The 22,168-nt window shown below is 29.0% G+C and carries 17 protein-coding genes; 1 reads left to right on the top strand and 16 read right to left on the bottom strand.

The window, feature by feature from the left end; all coding sequences use genetic code 11:
- Positions 1-78: 78 nt before the first annotated feature.
- The 11 genes from Q0F58_RS00195 to cdaA form a co-directional block, all read right to left on the bottom strand.
- Entirely contained in the window at positions 79-228 is a 150-nt protein-coding gene (locus Q0F58_RS00195) for a hypothetical protein (protein ID WP_294370885.1), read from the bottom strand.
- Positions 229-332: 104 nt separating this feature from the next.
- A complete protein-coding gene (locus Q0F58_RS00200; protein ID WP_294370886.1) occupies positions 333-2,507 on the bottom strand; it encodes a methyl-accepting chemotaxis protein in 2,175 nt (724 codons plus the stop codon).
- A 327-nt stretch (positions 2,508-2,834) separates the two neighbouring features.
- Complete coding sequence (tsaA, locus tag Q0F58_RS00205) at positions 2,835-3,302, bottom strand: tRNA (N6-threonylcarbamoyladenosine(37)-N6)-methyltransferase TrmO (protein WP_294370888.1); 468 nt, start codon at positions 3,300-3,302, stop codon at positions 2,835-2,837.
- A 74-nt stretch (positions 3,303-3,376) separates the two neighbouring features.
- Positions 3,377-4,192 (bottom strand): MerR family transcriptional regulator, encoded by an 816-nt coding sequence (locus Q0F58_RS00210; RefSeq protein ID WP_294370890.1) that lies wholly within the window; start codon positions 4,190-4,192, stop codon positions 3,377-3,379.
- A gap of 93 nt (positions 4,193-4,285) precedes the next feature.
- Complete coding sequence (ilvC, locus tag Q0F58_RS00215; RefSeq protein WP_294370893.1) at positions 4,286-5,311, bottom strand: ketol-acid reductoisomerase; 1,026 nt, start codon at positions 5,309-5,311, stop codon at positions 4,286-4,288.
- Between the two features lie 310 nt (positions 5,312-5,621).
- Positions 5,622-6,218, bottom strand: a complete 597-nt coding sequence (locus Q0F58_RS00220) for a hypothetical protein (RefSeq protein ID WP_294370895.1) — start codon at positions 6,216-6,218, stop codon at positions 5,622-5,624.
- A 390-nt stretch (positions 6,219-6,608) separates the two neighbouring features.
- A complete protein-coding gene (buk, locus tag Q0F58_RS00225) occupies positions 6,609-7,676 on the bottom strand; it encodes a butyrate kinase (RefSeq protein WP_294370897.1) in 1,068 nt (355 codons plus the stop codon).
- A gap of 50 nt (positions 7,677-7,726) precedes the next feature.
- Positions 7,727-8,635, bottom strand: coding sequence for a phosphate butyryltransferase (ptb, locus tag Q0F58_RS00230; RefSeq protein WP_294370899.1), 909 nt, complete (start codon positions 8,633-8,635; stop codon positions 7,727-7,729).
- A gap of 339 nt (positions 8,636-8,974) precedes the next feature.
- On the bottom strand, positions 8,975-10,579 hold the full coding sequence (locus tag Q0F58_RS00235) for an NAD(P)/FAD-dependent oxidoreductase (RefSeq protein WP_294370901.1): 1,605 nt from the start codon (positions 10,577-10,579) through the stop codon (positions 8,975-8,977).
- Positions 10,580-10,880: 301 nt separating this feature from the next.
- The gene (locus Q0F58_RS00240) at positions 10,881-12,113 is read right to left on the bottom strand and encodes a YbbR-like domain-containing protein (protein ID WP_294370903.1); all 1,233 of its coding nucleotides are present in this window, start codon (positions 12,111-12,113) and stop codon (positions 10,881-10,883) included.
- Positions 12,080-12,943: a diadenylate cyclase CdaA gene (cdaA, locus tag Q0F58_RS00245; protein WP_294370905.1), complete on the bottom strand. Its 864-nt coding sequence runs from the start codon at positions 12,941-12,943 to the stop codon at positions 12,080-12,082. Before cdaA ends, Q0F58_RS00240 begins: the two co-directional genes overlap by 34 nt.
- 219 nt (positions 12,944-13,162) lie before the next feature.
- Here cdaA and Q0F58_RS00250 point away from each other — a divergent pair, with 219 nt between their 5' ends.
- Positions 13,163-13,759: a cell wall hydrolase gene (locus Q0F58_RS00250; RefSeq protein ID WP_294370907.1), complete on the top strand. Its 597-nt coding sequence runs from the start codon at positions 13,163-13,165 to the stop codon at positions 13,757-13,759.
- 139 nt (positions 13,760-13,898) lie between these two features.
- Here the strand turns inward: Q0F58_RS00250 and iadA are convergent, their stop codons facing one another.
- From iadA to Q0F58_RS00275, 5 genes are all read right to left on the bottom strand, one after another.
- Entirely contained in the window at positions 13,899-15,071 is a 1,173-nt protein-coding gene (gene iadA / locus Q0F58_RS00255; RefSeq protein WP_294370909.1) for a beta-aspartyl-peptidase, read from the bottom strand.
- Between the two features lie 282 nt (positions 15,072-15,353).
- Entirely contained in the window at positions 15,354-16,649 is a 1,296-nt protein-coding gene (locus tag Q0F58_RS00260; RefSeq protein ID WP_294370911.1) for a tetratricopeptide repeat protein, read from the bottom strand.
- A 140-nt stretch (positions 16,650-16,789) separates the two neighbouring features.
- Positions 16,790-18,409, bottom strand: a complete 1,620-nt coding sequence (ptsP, locus tag Q0F58_RS00265) for a phosphoenolpyruvate--protein phosphotransferase (protein ID WP_294370912.1) — start codon at positions 18,407-18,409, stop codon at positions 16,790-16,792.
- Between the two features lie 238 nt (positions 18,410-18,647).
- A complete protein-coding gene (locus Q0F58_RS00270; protein WP_294370914.1) occupies positions 18,648-19,682 on the bottom strand; it encodes a ribonucleotide-diphosphate reductase subunit beta in 1,035 nt (344 codons plus the stop codon).
- 80 nt (positions 19,683-19,762) lie between these two features.
- Positions 19,763-21,994 (bottom strand): ribonucleoside-diphosphate reductase subunit alpha, encoded by a 2,232-nt coding sequence (locus tag Q0F58_RS00275; protein WP_294370916.1) that lies wholly within the window; start codon positions 21,992-21,994, stop codon positions 19,763-19,765.
- Between the last annotated feature and the right edge of the window lie 174 nt (positions 21,995-22,168).

A 22,168-nucleotide genomic window follows, 5' to 3' on the forward strand; every position in this document is an offset into this window, starting at 1 on the left:
TAAATAAATGTCACAAAAAAATATCACAATATTCACTTTTTATTTTTGAATATCGTGATATTAAATATTTAGATTTATCTATTCAATGCTATACTTATAATCTTTCCAACTTGTCATAACTGATTTCTTTAATCTATTCATTATAACACACTCTCCTCTGCATAATATTAATTTTATAGATGTACAGAAGCTAAACGGTTCTTGGAATGAATACGTAAAAATTTTCACGCTTTCACTTCCCTTTCACGTTATAATTTAAACTAATTATAGCACAATTGTAATTAGTTTACTAATATATTGCATATTTTCATATATATAGCATCTAATAATAATTATGAAAGCTTAAATGAACTTACCATTTCATCCATATTTTCAGAAGAATACTCCAATGCATTAGTTGCATTCTTTAATTGTCTAATCTCTAAAAGAATTCCTTTGACTATATTTAAGGATTCTTCACTCATATTTGAGTTATTTTCTGTAGTTTTATTAATCTTATCTGCCATAGCACTTACATTATTCATAACTTCACTGACATCATTATTTTGATTTTCTGTAATCTTTGTTATTGATTTCATAGATTCAGATATAAGATTCACGTCTTCATTAACTACATTAAATAATTCCATAGATTGAGATACCTTTTTCATTGAAATATCAACTTTAGAGTTTATTTCTTCTGCATATTCAAATGCAGATTCTGTATGTCTCTGAATAGAATTTATAACAGCATCAACAGATTTTGTAGCTTGCTGACTTTCAGTTGCTAATTTTGAAATTTCCTGTGCAACAACTGAAAATCCTTTACCTTCTTCTCCAGCTTTTGCAGCTTCTATACTTGCATTTAATGCTAACAGCTGTGTCTGCTCACTAATATCATTGATCATATTTATAACATTTGTAATTTCTTTAGAATTCCTTTGTAAATCTTCAATAGCAGACACTGTTTTCTTTATTACAACATTTAAATCCTTCATATTCTTTAATACATCATCAGATGATTTATTAGCATTTATAGAATTATCATTTGTATCCTGAATAACAGATGATATCTCTAATATCAAACTGTTCATTTCCTGAATTGACGCAGTTATATGTGAAAATTTATCTCTAGTTTTCTGAAATACAGAATTCTGTTCCTTTGAATTTTCAAGAAGACTCACTACTGTACCCTCAATATTCGCCATACCTTCTTTAACTTCATTGGTTATTTCAGATACAATACCTACTGAATTCTTATTTGTCTTAAATGATTTTTTTATTCTTATTAACATTGTCATTTGATTATTTATAAACTTATTAAACCATCTTGATAATTCTCCAATTTCATCATTTGACATCTTGCTTACTCTTTTAGTAAGATTTCCTTCACCCTCAGCTATATCTTGTAATATATCAAGTGTCTTGATTAAAGGATTCTTAACATATTTATTGCAAATTATTATGGATGCAGTTGATATTATGAGCCAATCAATAATTGATACAGCTATACTTATATCAGGCATTATACTTCTTACAATTTCTGTTCCACCAAGTAAAACAGCGCATAATATTGATATGTATCCCGGAATTTTTAGACTTATACCTTTAAAATCATAAATTTCATCAATATCTCCTTCACACATCATACCCCAAACTTCATCACAATGAGGTGGTGTGATTAATGTACCCTTTCCTCCAACCATTATATGTCTGTAATCGGGATAACCTGGCCAGCAGTCTAAATTTTCACCATTTTTTATAGTATTAGCAACACCTTGATGTAGTGAATTTGTTGCTGGATCTTTAAATATGATTTCAAATTCAGTATGTTTTTTAATTTTAACTTTACCCCATTTTTTTGTATTTACACCATCTTTAAGATTTTCTCCAAATGTAAAGGTATCATCTTCAAAACGACTTCTTGATATAGCTGTTCCTGGTTCTATGCCTCTATTAGATTTAACCATGAACAAATAATTATCTCCTGAATTTTTATATATATGACTATCTTCATCCTGAATTACATTACTCATATCATCATTTAATACTCTGCAACATAATATTCTCAATTCACCTTGATGATTTTTACACACATTCGAAAACATAAGAGTGACTTCATCAAAAAATTTTTTTCCCTTTATATCTGTATCTAAAGTATTCTCATCAATATATGGTCCATACATTAATTGCCGGCCTTCCTTTCCAGCCTTAAAATTAGGAAGATAACTCATATCTAAACCTATATGAGTTATGCATGATGACAATACCACTTTTCCATCACTATCTAATATAAATATTTCACAAAACTCTTCATATTCTTTGACTAATCCAGCTAAATATTTATTTACAATGTCTTCATTATCCTCTAATGATAATAGTGAATCTTTGATATTATCTACTTGAGCCCATTTATCACAAAACCAGTTATCTAATGCTTTTTTTCTTCCATTAGATATTCCTTCAAAAGTTCTCATTGAAGTTTTAGATATTTTCTTATTTAACAAGTATTTCATTTTTAAATTCATAGTATAATCCCCCCTAAAAAATAAAAATACCACTAATAAAAATTTATATCTGATAAATTTTTATCAATGGTACTGCCTTAGTGCCAATATATTTATTTTTTTAATAATTATACTATTTAAACCTAAAATTGTAAATATATTTCAAATATTTTATATAATAATTAAATCGGATTATTTATCTTATTTCTATTCATGTATATTCCAATTCGTAATATTTAACTGACAATCTATAATAAACTTTATTATTTAAAATATATATTAATATTAAAGTATAATAAGGCTGATATTATAATATACCAATCTTATTATATGAACTAAAATTATAAGTTAAAATAAAAATTCATTTTCCCAGTCAAAATTTCCAGAATCTTCATAAGTCTGAGGCCAATGGCTACACCAATCTGGCACCTGAAATTTTTCAACTTTTTCTATACTTGGTGTATATGGTTTTAAATCTAAAATAATGCTATCATTCATTGCATCAATATAAGTAATATATATTTTTCCTAAATCATAATCAATATGTGTAATTTCAGTAACTGAAAAAGCTAATGGATTTGGTCTTTCAGGTGATCTTGTACAAAAAACTCCAAGTTTCTCAGGCGCTTTTTTATAAGGCTTGCTTACCTCTAAAGTTTTTCTATCTTTAGGATTGTCACATCTATCAAACCACCATAATACATCAATGTGAGAAAATTCATCTAGATGTTTTAATCCATCTATATATTCATGATTTATTTGAAGAAACATTTCTTCTCCTTCAACTTTTATTCTTCCAATTTCTTTTAATTCCATAATTTATTACCTCCTGAATATGTTTTTTACAGAATGATAATAACCCCTAACACAATGTGAGAGTCAACAATTTATTATATTAATGGAATTTGTATTTCTGTAAGATATTCTTCCGGCGATACATTATCACCAGCTCCTATATGACATATTTGTCTTGAAGGTCTATCAGCCATTTTTTCATTATATTTTTCGATATAATATGCAAGCATTTCATATGCTTTTGCCAAATTAGAATATGGCCCATATACCATTGCATATGCCATTTTTTCCACAGCTTCAACTTCTCTATAGATGAAATCCCCTTTATTCTTTCCAATTTCACTCACAATCACTCCTACTTCAACATCCACATTCTTTTCCTTGTGTTCAATATCATGATATAATGCTACATTACTATAAACATCCTGCCTTACAGAAATATTTTCTGACTCTATGAAATCATAAAGTTTATCCCACAAAACTCCTTCGTGAAAATAAGTTGGAATCTTAGCTCTAGTTGATAACATTAAAAATTTATCTGTCTTCTTAAAATTTAAGTTGCATTGTATTTTAAAATTATTATTTTTCAATTCAGATAAAGTCTTCTCTATTTTTTCAATTCTTTTATTTTCTAACTCTATTTCCCTTTTAATTTCAATTTTTTTATTTTCAAGCTCCTTAACAATATCTATCTCATCATTATCTATAATATTCTTTATTTCTGCAATTGAAAATTTAGCATCCCTTAATAAAATAATTTTTTGAAGCAATGGTATTTGCTTTGCAGAATACATTCTGTATCCTGTAAATTCATTAACCTTCTCTGGTTTAAATATTCCTATTTCATCATAATATCTCAACATTCTGATTGACACCTGAGTAAGCTTAGAAAATTCACCTATTTTAAACATACAATCCTCCAGCATAATAGAAAAAGACTGTTGCAAAATACAACAGTCCTAATCTTTATATTATAATAACATTTTAATTTTATCAATTTAAAATTAGTTGTTTATTAACTTATCACTTTCATTGTTCCAGCTGTAAAGTTTTCTGATTTCTTCACCAACTTTTTCTGATTGATGTTCAGAAGCTAACTTTCTCATTGCTTTGAAGTGAGCTTGTCCTCCAGCTGCTGACATGTCTAATAAGAAGTCTTTTGCAAATGTACCATCTTGGATATCCTTAAGAATCTTCTTCATAGTCTTCTTAGTTTCTTCAGTAATAAGTTTTGGTCCAGTTATGTAGTCACCATATTCAGCTGTATTAGAAATTGAGTATCTCATTCCAGCAAAACCTGATTGATATATAAGGTCTACTATTAACTTCATTTCATGTATACATTCGAAGTAAGCATTTCTTGGATCATATCCAGCTTCTACTAATGTTTCAAATCCAGCTTGCATTAATGCACAAACACCACCACAAAGAACTGCTTGTTCACCAAATAAATCAGTTTCAGTTTCAGTTCTGAATGTTGTTTCAAGAACACCAGCATTTGCTCCACCAATTGCTGCTGCATAAGCAAGAGCCATTTGTAAAGCCTTACCAGTAGCATCTTGATGTACTGCTACAAGACAAGGAACTCCTTTTCCAGCTTGATATTCGCTTCTTACAGTATGTCCTGGTCCCTTTGGAGCGATCATAGTTACATCTACATCTTTAGGTGGAATTATTTGATTGAAGTGAATGTTGAATCCATGAGCAAACATTAACATGTTACCTGGTTCTAAGTTTGGTTCGATATCTTTCTTATACATTGCTGCTTGTAATTCATCATTTATAAGAATCATGATTACATCAGCTTTTTTAGCAGCTTCTGCTGCAGTGTATACTTCAAATCCTTGAGCTTCAGCTTTAGCCCATGATTTACTTCCTTTATATAGACCAATGATAACATTACAGCCTGATTCCTTTGCATTTAATGCATGAGCATGTCCTTGGCTTCCGTAACCAATAACAGCTATTGTTTTACCATTTAATAATGATAAATCACAATCTTGTTGATAAAAAATTCTTGCTTGATTCATTGTGTACAACCCCCAAAAAAAAATAATATTTTTTTAAATTTGCATTGCCTTCAATTATAATACATAATTACAGGTTCTGTAACTTTAAAGTCATTGCTTAAAACTTAAAATAAAGCGCAAATTACTAATAATTTAATAACCTTATTTTAAAATCTTTAACGATTATTTATGTTTTCGTTATTGTTTTTAGTATAGCAATAACGGTTGTTTTTGTCAATCCATACTTATTTTAAAACTATTAGGAAATTTATAAAAATTTAAACTATTCAAAGAATTATCTTTGAATAGTCTAGATTTATTACAAATTATTTTACTTTGCCAATTCTCCACAAATTATTCCTCTTCCATTTCCTCCTAAATAGAATCTTCCGTAAACTCTCTTGTCTCCTGTTATTGTTGAATCTGCTGCTCCATACTGGTGATTATCATCATTAATTCTAATCCATGTATTTCCTTTATCATCAGACCTATATATTCCACCAATCCCATTTATTTTAGCATTAGTATATAGACTCATATAATCTGAACCTGGAGCTGCTTTTCCAAACCCTATAATTGATGCAGTATCAACATTGTCTAATTTGTTGAAAGTTTTTCCACTATCTGTTGAATGCCATATTCCGCCACAGGCAAACCATATGTCTCCTTCAACTCCTGGCATAGCACTTATATCTATTGTTCCTAATGGAAGACCAGTTACTGTCTTTTCGAAATTTTCTCCTCCATCTACACTTACATAGCAGCTTTCTTCTACTACTGCATAAAATTTATCAGGATTAACTCTATCTGATGCTATCTTAGCTCTGGAAGGTATTCCATTAGATGGATACCAATTCTCGCCATCATCATGAGTATATGATACTGGTGCTGCTAATAATACAATAGCATTTCTTCTTCTCATAATCATTATATTTACCTCCATATTCAAACAAATCACTCATAATCCTCTTATTTCTACAATTAATTGCATTTTATCATGATTTTTTAAAACATATAACCATAAAAAATAGATATAAAAGGTTATATATTTAGAGGTTTTTAGCAAACTATATGTTATTTTGTAGAAAAACAATTTTTAATATATATTTATTAAAATTATCTGCAGATTTTTTATTAATATAGTTAATCTCATAAAGTCTTTAGTGATATAAGTATTTGCCCACCACCCACATAGCAAGTAGTTTTATGTTTTGCATTCACTCAACAGACTAAAATTCATAATAAAAAAATAAGTCATTGAAATATAATTAATTACATTTCAACAACTCATTTTTAAAATAGTTGATTTTTATATTTTTTAATAAACTTTCGCCTTTTCTTCTCCATCAAGAACCCTTATAGCTCCTTGTGCTAAAGCTAATAATTCATCTTCACCTGGATATACAGTAACTGGAGCAATCCATTCAACATTTGCTTTTAAGTCTGGTACAAGTGTTGGTGAATATGCAATACCACCTGTTAATATTATTTGATCTACTTTACCATTTAATGCAGCTGACATTTCTCCAATTGCTTTTGTGATTTGATATAAAAATGCTTTATATATCTTTTCACATTCTTTATCTCCAGCTTCCATTTTATCGATAGTTCCTTTAACATCATTAGTGTTTAAGTAACCAACAAATCCACCTTTACCTACTACTTTGCTGTATACTTCAGCTTCACTATATTTTCCACTGAAACACATCTTTATTAAATCACCAGCTGGAACTGATCCTGCTCTTTCTGGTGAGAATGGTCCATCTCCATCAAGTGCATTGTTAACATCTACAACTTTACCATGATTATGAGCTCCAACTGAAACTCCTCCACCCATGTGAACAACAACAAGATTTAAATTTTCATATCCTTTTCCGGATTCCTTACCATATCTCTTTGCAACTGCCTTTTGATTTAATGCATGGAATTTACTCTTTCTTGGAATATCAGGTGTACCAGATAATCTTGCAACATCTGCAAGTTCGTCAGTAACAACTGGGTCAACTATGAATGAAGGTACTCCAATTTCATCAGCAATTGATCTAGCTAATATACCTCCTAAGTTAGAAGCATGTGGTCCTTGTACTCCAACTTTTAAATCTTCAACCATGGCATCATTAACTGCATAAGTACCACCTTCAACTGGTTTAAGCATTCCACCTCTACCAACAACAGCACTTAAAGTTTTTATATCAAAATTCTTTTCTCCTAATACTTTAAGGATAACATCTTTTCTAAATTGGAACTGATCAAAAATTGTATCGAATTGTTTTAATTCTTCGTTAGTATGTCTTAATGTTTCTTCAAATAATTCTTTTTCATTTTCATATACACCAATTTTGGTTGATGTTGAACCTGGATTAATTATTAATAATTTATAAGCCATTTCTATATCCTCCAATTATCTTCTATATTAATCTTCAATGATTATATTTACTATTTGTTTTTTGCTGCAACTAATGCTGCTAAAGCAATTGAATTAACTTTTGTTTCAAATGTATCTGCTCTTGAAGTAAGAATTGCTGGTGCTGATGTTCCTACTAAAAGACATCCATTTTTAACTGGTGCAAAATAAGTTAATGTTTTGTACATTACATTTCCTGTTTCAATATTTGGCATCATTAAGATATCAGCCTGACCTGCAACTTCACCTTTAACACCCTTATGTTTTGCAGCTTCTAAAGATATTGCATTATCTAAAGCAAATGGTCCATCAACAACACATCCCTTGAATTGTCTTCTATCACTCATTTTAGCAAGTAATGCTGCATCTACAGTAGAAGGCATGTTAGGATTTACAACTTCAACTGGACATACAACACCAACTTTTGGAGTTTCAATACCACATGCATGCGCAACTGAAACTGCATTGTTTATTATTGTAACTTTATCTTTTAATTCTGGATATGTGTTAAATGCAACGTCAGTAATAAAGAATAATCTATCCCATCCTTCTATTTCAAATACTGATACGTGAGACATTACCTTACCAGTTCTAAGACCTACTTCTTTATTTAATACACTTCTTAAGAATGTAGCTGTATCTATTAAACCTTTCATTAACATATCAGCATTTCCGCTTGATACAAGTTTAACTGCTTCTAAAGTTGCCTTCTTAGGATCTTTAACATCCATGATTTCAAATTTGCTTAAATCCATGTCTATTTTATTTGCTATTTCTTGAATCTTTTCCTTATCTCCAACTAATACTGCATTAGCTATACCTTTTGCATTAGCTTCTTTTACTGCTTCTAAAACAGGTTCATCTTGAGCTACTGCAACAGCAACCTTTTTTGTTTCAATTTCTTTTAATCTTGAAAATAAGTCATCAAAATTTTTACTCATTATTTTGCACCTCTCCATTTAATTAATTGCTTATGTTTGTTAAAATTGTGTCAATCAATTATATGACATTAATTTCTTTATAACACTATTGTACCAAAAAATAACTCAAGTTGCTAAATTTTCTGAAAATTTATTTCAATATTTATTTATTTTTTATAAAATTATCTATATTAATAATGTTATTTTATTACATTAAATCCTTATTTTAATCTTTTTTGCTTTCTTAATTTAAAATTTTCAATTTCATGCAACTTTTCTGTCTAATTCTATAAAAAATGGGACTGCTGTACAAGAATTAAATCGTTAATCTCAATACAACATTCCCAATAAATTTTACAATTATTTTTCAAGAGTTTTATATTTATTTATTATGTGTTCAGCTACTTTTATTCCATCAACTGCTGCCGAAATTATCCCTCCTGCAAATCCTGCACCTTCACCTGTAGGGTATAATCCTTCAACATTTACACTTTCTAATGTAGCATTTCTATGTATCCTCACTGGAGCTGATGTTCTTGTTTCAATTCCAGTAAGAACTGCATCATCATCTCCATAACCTTTTATTTTTTTATCAAAATTTTGAATCGCCTCTTTAAGTGCCTCTATTACATAAGATGGAAGACATTCTTTTAGTTCTTTAAACACATATCCAGCTGTATAACTTGGAGTAACTCTCCCAAGTTTAGTTGATACTCTATCCTTCATAAAATCACCAACAAGCTGTACTGGTGCCTTATAATCTCCTCCTCCTAATTTAAATGCAAGACTTTCATAATGTCTTTGAAATTCCATTCCTCTAAGCGGTGAATCACCATCAAAATCTTCAGGATTAACAGTAACTACTAATGCTGAATTTGCATTAGCCAGATTTCTTGCATGATAACTCATTCCATTAGATACAAGTCTTCCTTCTTCAGATGCCGCTGCAACCACTACTCCTCCAGGACACATACAGAATGAATAAACACCTCTTTTTAATTTTTCACTTTGATATGTAAGTCTATAATCTGCTGCATGCAATTTAGGATGTTTATAATTTTCTCCATATTGACTTAAATTTATAATTTCTTGAGGATGCTCAATTCTCACACCAATGGCAAATGCTTTTGCCTCCATGGAAATTCCCTGTTCATTAAGCATTTCATATGTATCTCTTGAACTATGTCCTATAGCTAAAACAAGAGCTTCACATGATTTCTTTTCTCCATTAACAATTATGCTCTTTAGTTTACCATTTTCATATTCTATTTTTTCTACTTTAGATGAAAAATTTACTTCTCCTCCAAGCCTTTTGATTTCTTCTCTAATATTTTTCACAACACCTTTTAAAAGGTCTGTTCCCACATGTGCCTTAGTTTCATATTTTATCTCTTTAGGGGCACCACCTTTTATTAACTCATCAAGAACAAATGCACATCTAAAATCTTTTATTCTTGTAGTTAACTTTCCATCAGAAAAAGCACCTGCTCCTCCCTCACCAAATTGAACATTTGATTCAAGGTTCAATTTCCCAGTCTTCCAAAACTTATCCACAGTTTCTGTTCTTTTATCAACATCTTCCCCACGTTCATACACAATTGGTTTATAACCTTCTCTTGCTAAAGTTAACGCTGCAAAAATTCCTGCTGGTCCAAATCCAACAACAACCGGCCTTGAATTCAATTCTAATTCACCTTTAGGAATTTCTTCTCTTTCTTTTATATTTTCAATTTTAACATCTTTATCATGAATCCTTGAAACAATCTTTTTTTCTTTATTACATAATACATCCACACAATATGTAAACTTAATATCATTTTTCTTTCTGGCATCTATACTTTTCTTTACAATAATTATTTTATCTATTTCAGCTTCTGAGATTCTTAACTTTTTACAAATCTTTTTACCTAAAAGTTCTTCACCATCATCTAAACCTAAGTTTATATTATTTATTCTTATGGCCATCTTATAATCACCGTTTTCCTTTCAATTTATACAAAATAAGTTACATAATTATATCATAAATCGTTCATGCCTTGCATATACCCTCTATTCAAATAACAATAAGCTGTCAAATTTCTTTAATTGCTGTTTAGAAAAGTGTTGCTTTAATATTTTTATTAGAACTTATATCTCTGCAATAATTCAATCACAAAATAAACAGGGAGCTATAACATTAAATTGACTTTCTAATATTCACTATCTGAATTTTTAAAATTAGATACTATATATTAGCATTGTCATTAATGCAATATCTCCCTTCTGATTATTGTTCAGTTTTCTTTTTAATAACAACTTCCACATTGTCAGAAACGCTTATAACTGCTGTAGTCGGTGTTTTAAATGATACGTCTGCTTTATAAGAATATGTTCCTTCTTGTGTAATTGTAGATAAATCCAAAACTGCTTGTAATGAATTTTCGTTTATCTTATCAAGCTCTGTCTGAGTTCCAGAAACAGTAACATTAATCTTTTCTGTTGAGGATTCCATGTTAAATTCCTCTTTTAAATTATTGTATTGAACTGGTACACTTAGAGTTTTAGTTACATTTTCTTCATTTTTCAATACTATATTTACCTTTACAGAATTCTGTCCATTAACAGTAGTAATTCCTTCTGGTAAAACCAATTTTACATTTAATTCAGTTGATTGACTTAAACTTGATATATCTATCATTTCTGTATCAATAGACTGTATGTTTTTTAAAACATCATTATTTCCTGTTATGTTAACATATTCAGAATCCAATTTTTGTCCTTCTAGTATAAGTCCAGGCTTAAGATTTCCTGATGTTTTTAAATTTATAGGAACATTCTTACTATTTGAAATCTGAACTGACAGTTTAGCTGTAGTAATGTCTGATTTTATTCCTGTAATTTCATTCCCTAATGAATCTATAAATTTTATATTATAATTATTTTCAAAATCCTTTGATATTTCATTTTCTTCTCCGTCAATTACAGCTGAATCAACTTTTTCAACTTTACTTTTTGCACCTTTAATTGTAACTGTATTAGGGATTATCTTTTTACTCGATTCATATACATTGCTCTTATAATTGAGTTTTACTCTTGATTGTATATTGACTTCCTTACTGATTATTTCTTCTAAATTTACTTTTATCCCTAAAAATCCATTGTTTTTAATATTTATATTTTCCGGATAGCTTATAACTTGAACTGGTATTGTATTCTCTCCTGACTTCAATGCATATGTTGACATATCCGCTACCACTTTAAAATCTTCTGGTTTTACTCTTATAACTTCTGTTGATGGTCCTTCAAGTTTTAAATCAACTGTATAATTCTGATCTCCTGAAATCGCAAGATTAGAAGATTCAAGATTTTCTAAATTAACAAGTTCCACAGGAATACTTTTAACTTCATATGTTCTTACAGGATTCTCAACAGTAGATATATATATCCATAAACAGGTTGAAAGTAACAAACATATTATTTTAGGTATTAAGGTTTTATTTTTATTTTTGACTTTATCCATAAATTCACCTTCTCCCTAACTGTCTTAACTCTTTTTTTACTCTTAGATCTGTTTTCGATTATTTTTATTAAAACAGTTTTTAATCTGTCTCTTTCATAATCCCTTGTTATTTTCCCATTCATAGCCAATGATATTGTTCCTGTCTCCTCAGATACAATTATTATTAATGCATCTGAGACTTCTGATAATCCAATACCTGCTCTATGCCTTGTTCCAAGTTTTTTATTTATAGTATTGTTAGTTGTTAATGGCAAAAAGCATCCTGATGCTGCTATTCTGTCATTTCTTATTATAGTAGCACCATCATGAAGTGGTGTATTAACTACAAATATATTTTCAAGAAGATTTGAGGTTATATTTGCATCTAATAATGTTCCTGTCGATATTATTTCATTTAATCCTGTACTTTGCTCTATTACGATAAGTGCACCTGTTTTACTTTTTGATAAATTATCTACTGCATATGTAATCTCACTCATTATTTTCTCTAAGACTTCTTCATTTTGAATACCGTGCATATCATCAAACGCAGATCTTCCCAAATGTTCAAGGGCCCTTCTAATCTCAGGCTGAAAAATTATCACTACTGATAAAACTCCTATTGTCAATGTTTTATTAAGTATAAAATAAAGCATATCTAATTTCAAAAGATAACTTATTGGTATTAGAACTCCTATTAGCAATATTCCCTTTAATAACTGTTCTGCTCTTGTTTCTCTTATAAGCATATATCCTTTATAAAATATATATGATACTACTAATATATCTAAAATAGACCACAAAGACATATGTGAAAAGCCTTTACCAACTATATTTAATAATTCCTGCATTTTTTCACCCCTCTTCTCATCTTCATTAAAATTATACAACAAATATTATTCTATTACATATAAGCCAATACACTATTTTATTACTTTTTAATTATTTTTATCCTAATTTTTTATTACGGATACAAAACTCGTTTGAAATAGCAATAAATCAATTCATGTATATAATTACTTTCTCTGGTAATAATATTATTTGTCGCACTATACTAAAGGAGGTTTTTTATGAAAAAGACATGTAGTATTTTTGTAATTGCTTTAATACTATATATTTCTGCTATTAATATTAGACCAGTTTATGCTGACACTTTAAGTGAGACTCTTAATAAAAATTTAAATGTCAATCTTGTAGAAAATTTTTTAATTGAAAATATACAATGCACATTAGAAAACATTCAAGAAACAGATAACGTTTTAGAAGTTTTTAAACATGATAATCAACAATTATATATAACAGGAGAAGATATAGAATTAATGGCAAAACTGGTCTCGGCAGAAAGTATTGGTGAACCATATGATGGAAAAGTTGCAGTTGCATCAGTAGTATTGAATCGTACTCTTGATCCTAGCTTTCCTAATACAATAAAAGATGTAATATTTCAAAAAAATGCATTTTCATGTGTTAGAAATGGTCAAATAAATGCTAATGCAAATCAAGATTGTTATAATGCTGTTTATGATGCAATTAAAGGTCATGATCCTACTAATCAAGCTTTATTTTTCTATAATCCAAGTACTGCAACATGTAATTGGATGAAACAAACTCCTAAATTTAATAAAACTACAATAGGTCATCATACTTTCTTTAAAATTAAAAACTAATTATTAAGTTTTTTTCATTATCTGAATCTGTTATCAATAAATAATAAACTAAGCTTTTTAGTTTTTAATTATTGATACATGATTCAGATTTCTTTAATTATCTTCACACTAGTTATACATAACTTTATTCAGTATTTTTCTACTCAAATGTTCCTTTTATAACTGCCTTTCCTTTTTCAACAACTATAATTCCTTTTGAAAAAACATATTCTATATCCATATTTTTTTCATCTACAATTATAATATCAGCATCCTTTTCTGTTTCAATTCTTCCTTTATTATTTAATTTTAACAAGTCCGCTACATTAGATGTAACTACTGCAACTGCTGTTTCTATTGGAACTTTATATTCAATAACAGCATTTTTTACTTCCCTATATAATGATGAAACCGAACATATTCCTAACCCTGAAAGCTTTCCATTTTTATCAAACCTAGGCATACTTCCATTACCATCAGAAGAAAAAGTTATATGACTGCTGTTTAATCCTGCATCTAAAAATCTCTTTAACCCCTCTGAAGCTCTAAGTTCACCATTTTCCATATGTTCTAAATCACAACTTGTTGTTAAATCAATATAGCCACCCTTTTTAACATATTCGAGACCATTTTCAAATAATTTACTGTTCCTATTTATATGCGTTGGAAGTAACTGTTCTGGAGGTATTTCTGTTTCTTCTATCAAGCGAAATAGATACTTAAGTTTTTTCATTCCTTCTCCTAAATGAACATTAACAATTCCAGATTTACCAGATAACAATCCACCAACTCTACTTTGAGCTACCAAATTTACAAAATCATCAAAGCTTGGCTGTGAACTTCTATGATCTGATAATGCTATCTCTCCTACACCTATTATCTCATCAATAAGCATAAGATCACCTTTAATAGAATCAGTTGTTGTTTTTACGGGCACCTCATAAGATCCTGTATATGCATACGCACTTATTCCTTCTTCTTTTAAAGCCTTTACTTTTGCAATCAAAGATCTCATATTTCTGCATATTCCGTCAGTTCCAATACATCCTACAACAGATGTTATTCCATTTTCTATCAAACTTGATAATTGTATTTCAGGTGTTCTAGTATGATATCCACCCTCACCACCACCTCCATTTATATGAACATGAGAATCTATAAAACCTGGAAACATTAATTTTCCTTTCCCATCAACTACTTTTATATTTATTGGCATATCTTGAACATTAATATTTTCATAAATTCCTTCTATTTTACTTCCTGCAATTAATACATCTTTAATTCCTATATAATCTGGAGCATATACCCTGCATCCTTTTATCAAATATATCATTTAATTTACTTTCCTCCATATATTAAAATTTAAAGTTATACTTAGCTTATCCTCATTTTTAATTAATATAACAAAAGGAACTGTCGCATTGAAAAATTAGCTACTATATACAGCATATTAATCAAGTTGCTTGATACTATATATGGTATGATTTAATTTTTATGCGACAGTTTCTTATATATGTTTCAATAATAAAACTACATAATAATTAAAGAAATCTTAAAAAGCTTTCATCCTTCATTGTCAATTGTTCATTGTACATTGTTAATTTGAATATATATATTAATTTAATAGTTGATTTATACGATCATTTATATACATTGAATTTGGATATTTATCAACCAATTCCTTTGCATATTGTTTTCCCATATCCTTGTTTGTAGGAGTTGTCAAAAGTGCTAATTCATATAAAACTCCTTCTATATATGATCCTTTTGGATATAAATTATAGTATTCCTTATATAATGTTAATGCCTGTGCATTATCATCAAGCTGTGAAGCTGTACTTCCTCTATAAAAAAGAATATGTTCCTTTAAATAGCTTTCATCACAATATTTATATGCTTTTTCTAGATATTTTTGTGCAGAATTATAATTTTGATTGTTGAAATACCATACTCCAAATTCATAAAATTTAGAAACCCCATCTGTCTCCAATGTTTTAACAGCTTTATTGTATAAATCTAAATCGTCCTGTGAAAGACTATTCTTATCTACTCCTGTTATTTCATCATATAACTTGTCTACATCTTTATCTTGTAATGACTTTGTTACTTCATCTTTATTAAATTCAATAACTTTTTTCTCATTATCTTCACTATTTTCTTTTGAATCACTATTCTCTGAACTATTTGTTTCTTCTGATTCATTTGAATCTTTTTCTAAATTCTCAGTATCATTTTCACTATTATTTTTTTCTTCATTTAAAACAGTATAGTCATTCTTTTCAGATGTATTATTCAATATTACCTTTTTATATATAAAATATCCAGCTAAACACAACGAACTAATGATAAACAAAACAGTAATTACTGACAATAATCTTTTAGATAGATTATGCGTATCTGAATATATTCCCAATTTAATTAATTCATTTTTTACTTTATTAGCTGTTACAGCTTCATTATCTGTCATTAAAGCCCTATCTACATATTCCTTTGCTCTATAATTATCTCCTTTACGTTGATAACACATAGCTATCCCAGTATTAACTTTAATTGAATTGAAATCACTCTTTGCACATTCATTAAAAAGCATAAGTGCTTTATCTATATTCATATTTCTCAAATTATATTCGGCATCTTTATAAATCTTTAATCTTTCTTCATCACTTTCACAATCTTCAATATATTTTCTTGCCATATTATCTTTATTAATATCATAATTTAACTTCCATACAGTTCTAGCTTCTTTTAATAACCCCTTTTGATATAAAATAAGCCCCTTTAAATTTAATATTTCGGAAGCACCTAAATCCTCACCAAGTATCTTTTCACAAATTTCTAATGCTTTATTAATACTTCCACTGCTATAGAAATCCATAGCTTTATTGTATAACCTTGTCCATATGTTATCCATAAATAATCCCCTTATTATTTCAAATAAATCACATAATATTATTATATCCTATTTTCATCCATTATAAAATGGCTACCCTAATTTAAGGATAGCCATTTTTAACACAATATAAATTATGTTTCTAATTGTCATGTAAAATATTATTCTTGTTCTAACATTATCTTCTTAGCATTTAAGATTGATGTAGCACTCATTGAGAATTCATCTAAACCATATTCAACTAATGTTGGAATAGCAGCTTCATCTCCTGCCATTTCTCCACACATTCCAACCCATTTGCCATGCTTATGAGCTCCATCTATAGTCATCTTTATTAATCTTAATACAGATGGATGCATTGGGTTATAAAGATATGATACTTTTTCACTCATTCTATCAGCAGCTAAAGTATATTGGATTAAGTCGTTTGTTCCAATTGAGAAGAAATCAACATGCTTAGCTAATTCATCAGCATAAACTGCTGCTGCTGGGATTTCAACCATGATACCCCATTGAATAGTTTCTGAATATTCTTTTCCTTCTGCCTTTAATTCTGCCTTACATTCATCAACAACTTCCTTTGCTTGTAAGAATTCTTCAAGTCCTGAAATCATTGGGAACATTACGCAAAGTTTTCCGTATACAGAAGCTCTTAATAATGCTCTTAATTGAACTTTGAATATTTCTTTTCTGTCTAAGCAAAGTCTGATTGCTCTATATCCTAAGAATGGATTCATTTCTTTTGGTAATGGTAAATATGGAAGAGTTTTATCTCCTCCGATATCTAAAGTTCTTATTACAACTTGCTTACCTTCCATTTTTTCAAGAACATATTTGTAACTTTCAAATTGTTCTTCTTCAGTTGGAGCACTTTCTCTATCCATATATAAGAATTCAGTTCTGAATAATCCTACACCGTCTCCACCATTTGCTATAACACCGTTAACATCTTCTGGTTTACCGATGTTTCCGCATACTTCTATTCTTCTACCTGATTTAGTAGTTGTTTTAACATTTATTAATTTCTTTAATTCTTCTTGTTCTGCTTGGAATTTTTCTTTTTTAGCCTTATATTCAGCTAATACTTCTTCTGAAGGATTTATTATAACATCTCCAGTTATACCATCAACTATTACAGTATCTCCAGTTTTAACACATTCAGTTATGTCTCCTAATCCAAGAACAGCTGGAATTTCTAATGTTCTAGCCATGATAGCTGCATGAGAAGTTCTTCCTCCTATATCAGTTATAAAACCTACAACCTTGCTTCTATCTAACCCTGCTGTATCAGATGGAGTTAAATCATGAGCAACTACAACTGTGTTATTTTCAGTAATTGCGAAATCATCTCCGCCTTTTCCTGCAAAGTTTGATAAAATTCTTTTAGATACATCCTTGATATCTGCAGCTCTTTCTTTCATATATTCATCATCCATAGCATCGAATATAGCAACAAATGTATTTGTAACGCTTTCAATAGCCTTAAGACCATTTACGCTATTCATTTCTATTTCATTCATCATTGCTCCAGTAAATTCTGGATCATCTAATAATGTTATGTGAGCTTCAAATACTGCAGCTTTTTCTGCTCCCATTTCTTCTGCAGCTTTTGCCTTAATTACTTCTAATTGAGCCTTAGAATCATCTAATGCTTTCTGCATTTTTTCTTTTTCTGCAGCTACATCTGTAATTTTAGCATCTGTTATAACGATTTCTTCATGTTCTTGTAAGAATACTTTACCTATTGCATATCCTTTAGAAGCAGCAATACCTTTTTTCATAATATGGAATTCCTCCTCGATAGTTAATTTTATTTAAAATTTTATTTACCTCATCATATTTTTGTGAGTGTCTGAGTTTAAACCATTACCATTATACCATAATTTTATAAGAATTTAACTTAATTTATATAATTTCTTCGTAAAAACTCACAATTTTTTTAGATATATATCCCAAATAACAATTTACAATTGACAATTCACAATAAATTATGAAACCTTTACAACATCTCTTTGATTATTATAAATCATCTATCAAAGCTGCTGCCTTTGCATAAGCTGTTGATTTTGCTTCAAAAAAGTCAGTCTTAACAGAATTTGCATTAGATTGTCTATCTACCCATGAAGCTGGATTTTCATCATAACCTTCAAATAAAGGTTCTAAATTAATTTCTTTCAATCTCTTGTTTCCTAAATATTTAATATAATCTTCTATCAGTTTTTTATTTATTCCTTGAATTTTATCTCCTATAACATAATGTCCCCAGAGTATTTCCTGCTCAACTCCAGTTTGCATCATTTTTCTTAATTCATCTTTAATTTCATCTGTAAATAATTCAGGATTTTCATTTTGAAGTTCCTTAATTATATTTCTAAACAGCCATAAATGAGTATTTTCATCTCTGTTTATATATCTTATTTCCTGAGCTGATCCTGGCATCTTTCCATTTCTCTCTAAATTGTAGAAAAACATGAATCCAGAATAAAAATAAATTCCTTCTAAAATATAGTTAGCCATAAGAGTTTTCAAAAGATTATGTTCTGTAGGGTTATTAATAAATTCATTATATAGGTCTCCTATAAATTTATTTCTGTTCAGTAATATTTCATCATCTTTCCATTGATAAAGTATTTCATTCCTTTTCTCTGGAGAACATATACTATCTAGCATATAACTATAACTTTGAGAATGTACAGCTTCTTGAAAACTTTGAATTGTTAAACACAAATTAACTTCACTAGCAGTAATATAATTATTTATATTACTTAAATTCGCAGTCTGTATTGAATCTAAAAAAATTAAGAATGATAATATTTTATCATAAGCTGTTCTTTCTTCGTCTAATAAATTTTGATAATCCTTTAAATCCTGAGATAAATTTATTTCTTCTGGAATCCAGAAATTATTCATCCCTTGTCTATACCAGTCAGAAACCCATGTGTATTTCATATTATTAAAATCATTTAAATTAGTAGTATTTCCATTTATAAGCCTTTTTTTGCTTATTTCTCTATCTCCAAATTCATTAAAAAGAGGTTTTTTATTTATGCTCATATTCTTAACTCCTATTGATTAAATTCAATGCCTGCAAGTAAACAACAGGCATTTGTTTAATAGTTTATAAATAATTAGTTTTATGCTGAACAGCTTTCACACTCAGTAACTTCTAAAGATTTTGATCTTACATAATATATAGACTTAACTCCACATTTACAAGCTTCAATGTATAAATTCATTATCTGCCTCATTGTATAGTTTGTAGTTATATATAAATTGAATGACTGCCCCTGATCAATATGTCTTTGACGTATTCCATTCATCTGAACAGACCATTTTTGATCTATGTTATATGCAGAATTGTAATACCAGTAATTATCATCACTTAGATTTGGAGCAGTTTTAGGAATTATACTTCCTTTTTTCTCTTCAAGATAAAATCTTGCCATAACTGGATCTACACCTTCTGAGGTTCCTGCAATTGTTGCTGTTGATCCATTTGGTGCTACTGCAAAAAGATAGCCATTTCTCATTCCATTTTCTTTTACTTCTTCCCTTAATTTGCACCATTTTTCATCTTTATAATCTCTTAATTCAAAATATCTGCCATTTTCCCAATCTGATCCCTTAAATAACCCATATGCACCTTTTTCCTTTGCTATTTTCATACTTGCTTTTACAGCATAATAATTTATTCTTTCATATACTTCATCTGCAAATTCTTTGTGTCTTTCCTCTGTCCAATGGATTCTATTATTAGCAAGCATATGATGATATCCACTTGTTCCCAAACCTATAGCTCTGTATTTTTTATTAGTTATTTCTGCAAAAGGTACAGAATAATAGTTCAAATCAATTACATTATCCATTGCCCTTATCTGAGTTTCAACAACATACTCCATCTCTTTTTCACTGCATACATCTACATTCCCTAATACTATTGAAGAAAGATTACATACTACAAAATCCCCAGGATTTATCTTCTGATTTACTGTATATTCACCATTTTCATCAATAATTTCTGCCTTGTTTATTTTCATAGGACTCATATTTTGCATTATTTCAGTACATAAATTAGATGAATAAATCATTCCATTATGTTTATTAGGATTCATTCTATTTACTGTATCTCTATAAAATGCAAAAGGCGTTCCTGTTTCAGCTGCACTTTTAATTATCAGTCTTACAATATCTTTAACAGACATTATTCTCTTATCAATCCTATCATCATTAACACATTCATAGTATTTTTCTTCCCACTCACTCCCATAAAAATCCTCAAGTGAATATCCTTTTACAGTTTTAATTTCATGAGGACACATCATGTACCAATCAGCATCTATATTATTTTCTGCAAGCTTCCAAAATAAATCTGGATAACATAGACCAGGAAAAACATCATGTGCTTTTTTTCTATCATCTCCATTATTGGTTCTTATTTGTAAAAATTCAGGCATATCCTTATGCCATGCATCAAGCCATATTGCAACAGAACCATTTCTTACTCCAAGCTGATCAACTGCAACAGCTGTATCATTAAACAACTTAACCCATGGAATTATCCCTCCTGAAGCTCCTTTAAAACCTCTTATAGCTGAACCTAAAGCTCTTACTTTTCCAATATATATTCCCATTCCTCCACCAAATTTTGATACTTGCGCAAAATTATCTAATGATTTATAAATTCCTTCAAGACTATCGTCCACTGTATCTATAAAACATGAACTTAATTGATAAAATGGTTTTCTCGCATTAGACATAGTAGGAGTTGCCATTGTTGCTTTTAAAGAACTTAGCACATCATAAAATCTCTTTGCCCAATATACTCTTTTAGATTTTTCTTCTGGAATTGCAAGATGCATGGCTATTCCCATAAACATCTGCTGTGGAAGTTCAATCGGATTTCTATTATAATCTTGAACCAAATACCTTTTTGCAATAAGATTTATTCCACTATAATTAAAAAGGAAATCCCTCTCTGGTTTTATTTCTTTTTCTAATTCATCTATTTCTTCTCTTGAATAGTTTTCCAATATGTATTTCCCATAAAGCCCTTTTTCAGTTAAATGAGATATAAATTCATAATAATTTTCATATAAATCTTCACTATTTTTTAGTTTTCTATTCTTTGTGATTTCATCATAAAGTTCATATGTATATGCTTTTGCAGCTACAAACTGCCAGTCAGGTTCCATATCTGTAGTTAATTCCAAGGAAACTTGAATTAAAGACTTTCTCATCTCTTTTTCAGTCATTCCTTCTCTTTTTATCAGACTCATTGCATTTAACAATTTATCCACTGAATAAATTCCCCCTTCATTTTTTATACCTGAAATAGCATCTATACATAATTCTTTCAAAGCTGACATATCATTTTACCTCCACTATATGTTGTATATAGATCTAATCGTATCATTCTTTTTATACAATATATCGTATATTATAGTTGCTGATATATTAATTGTAAAACTTCAAATTTATAAATTATATATAAAATAAAGTAGTTAATCTTTTATTTTCTATTGATTAACTACTTTATTGAT

The organism is uncultured Clostridium sp., assembly GCF_934754915.1.
Lineage (GTDB): Bacteria > Bacillota > Clostridia > Clostridiales > Clostridiaceae > Clostridium.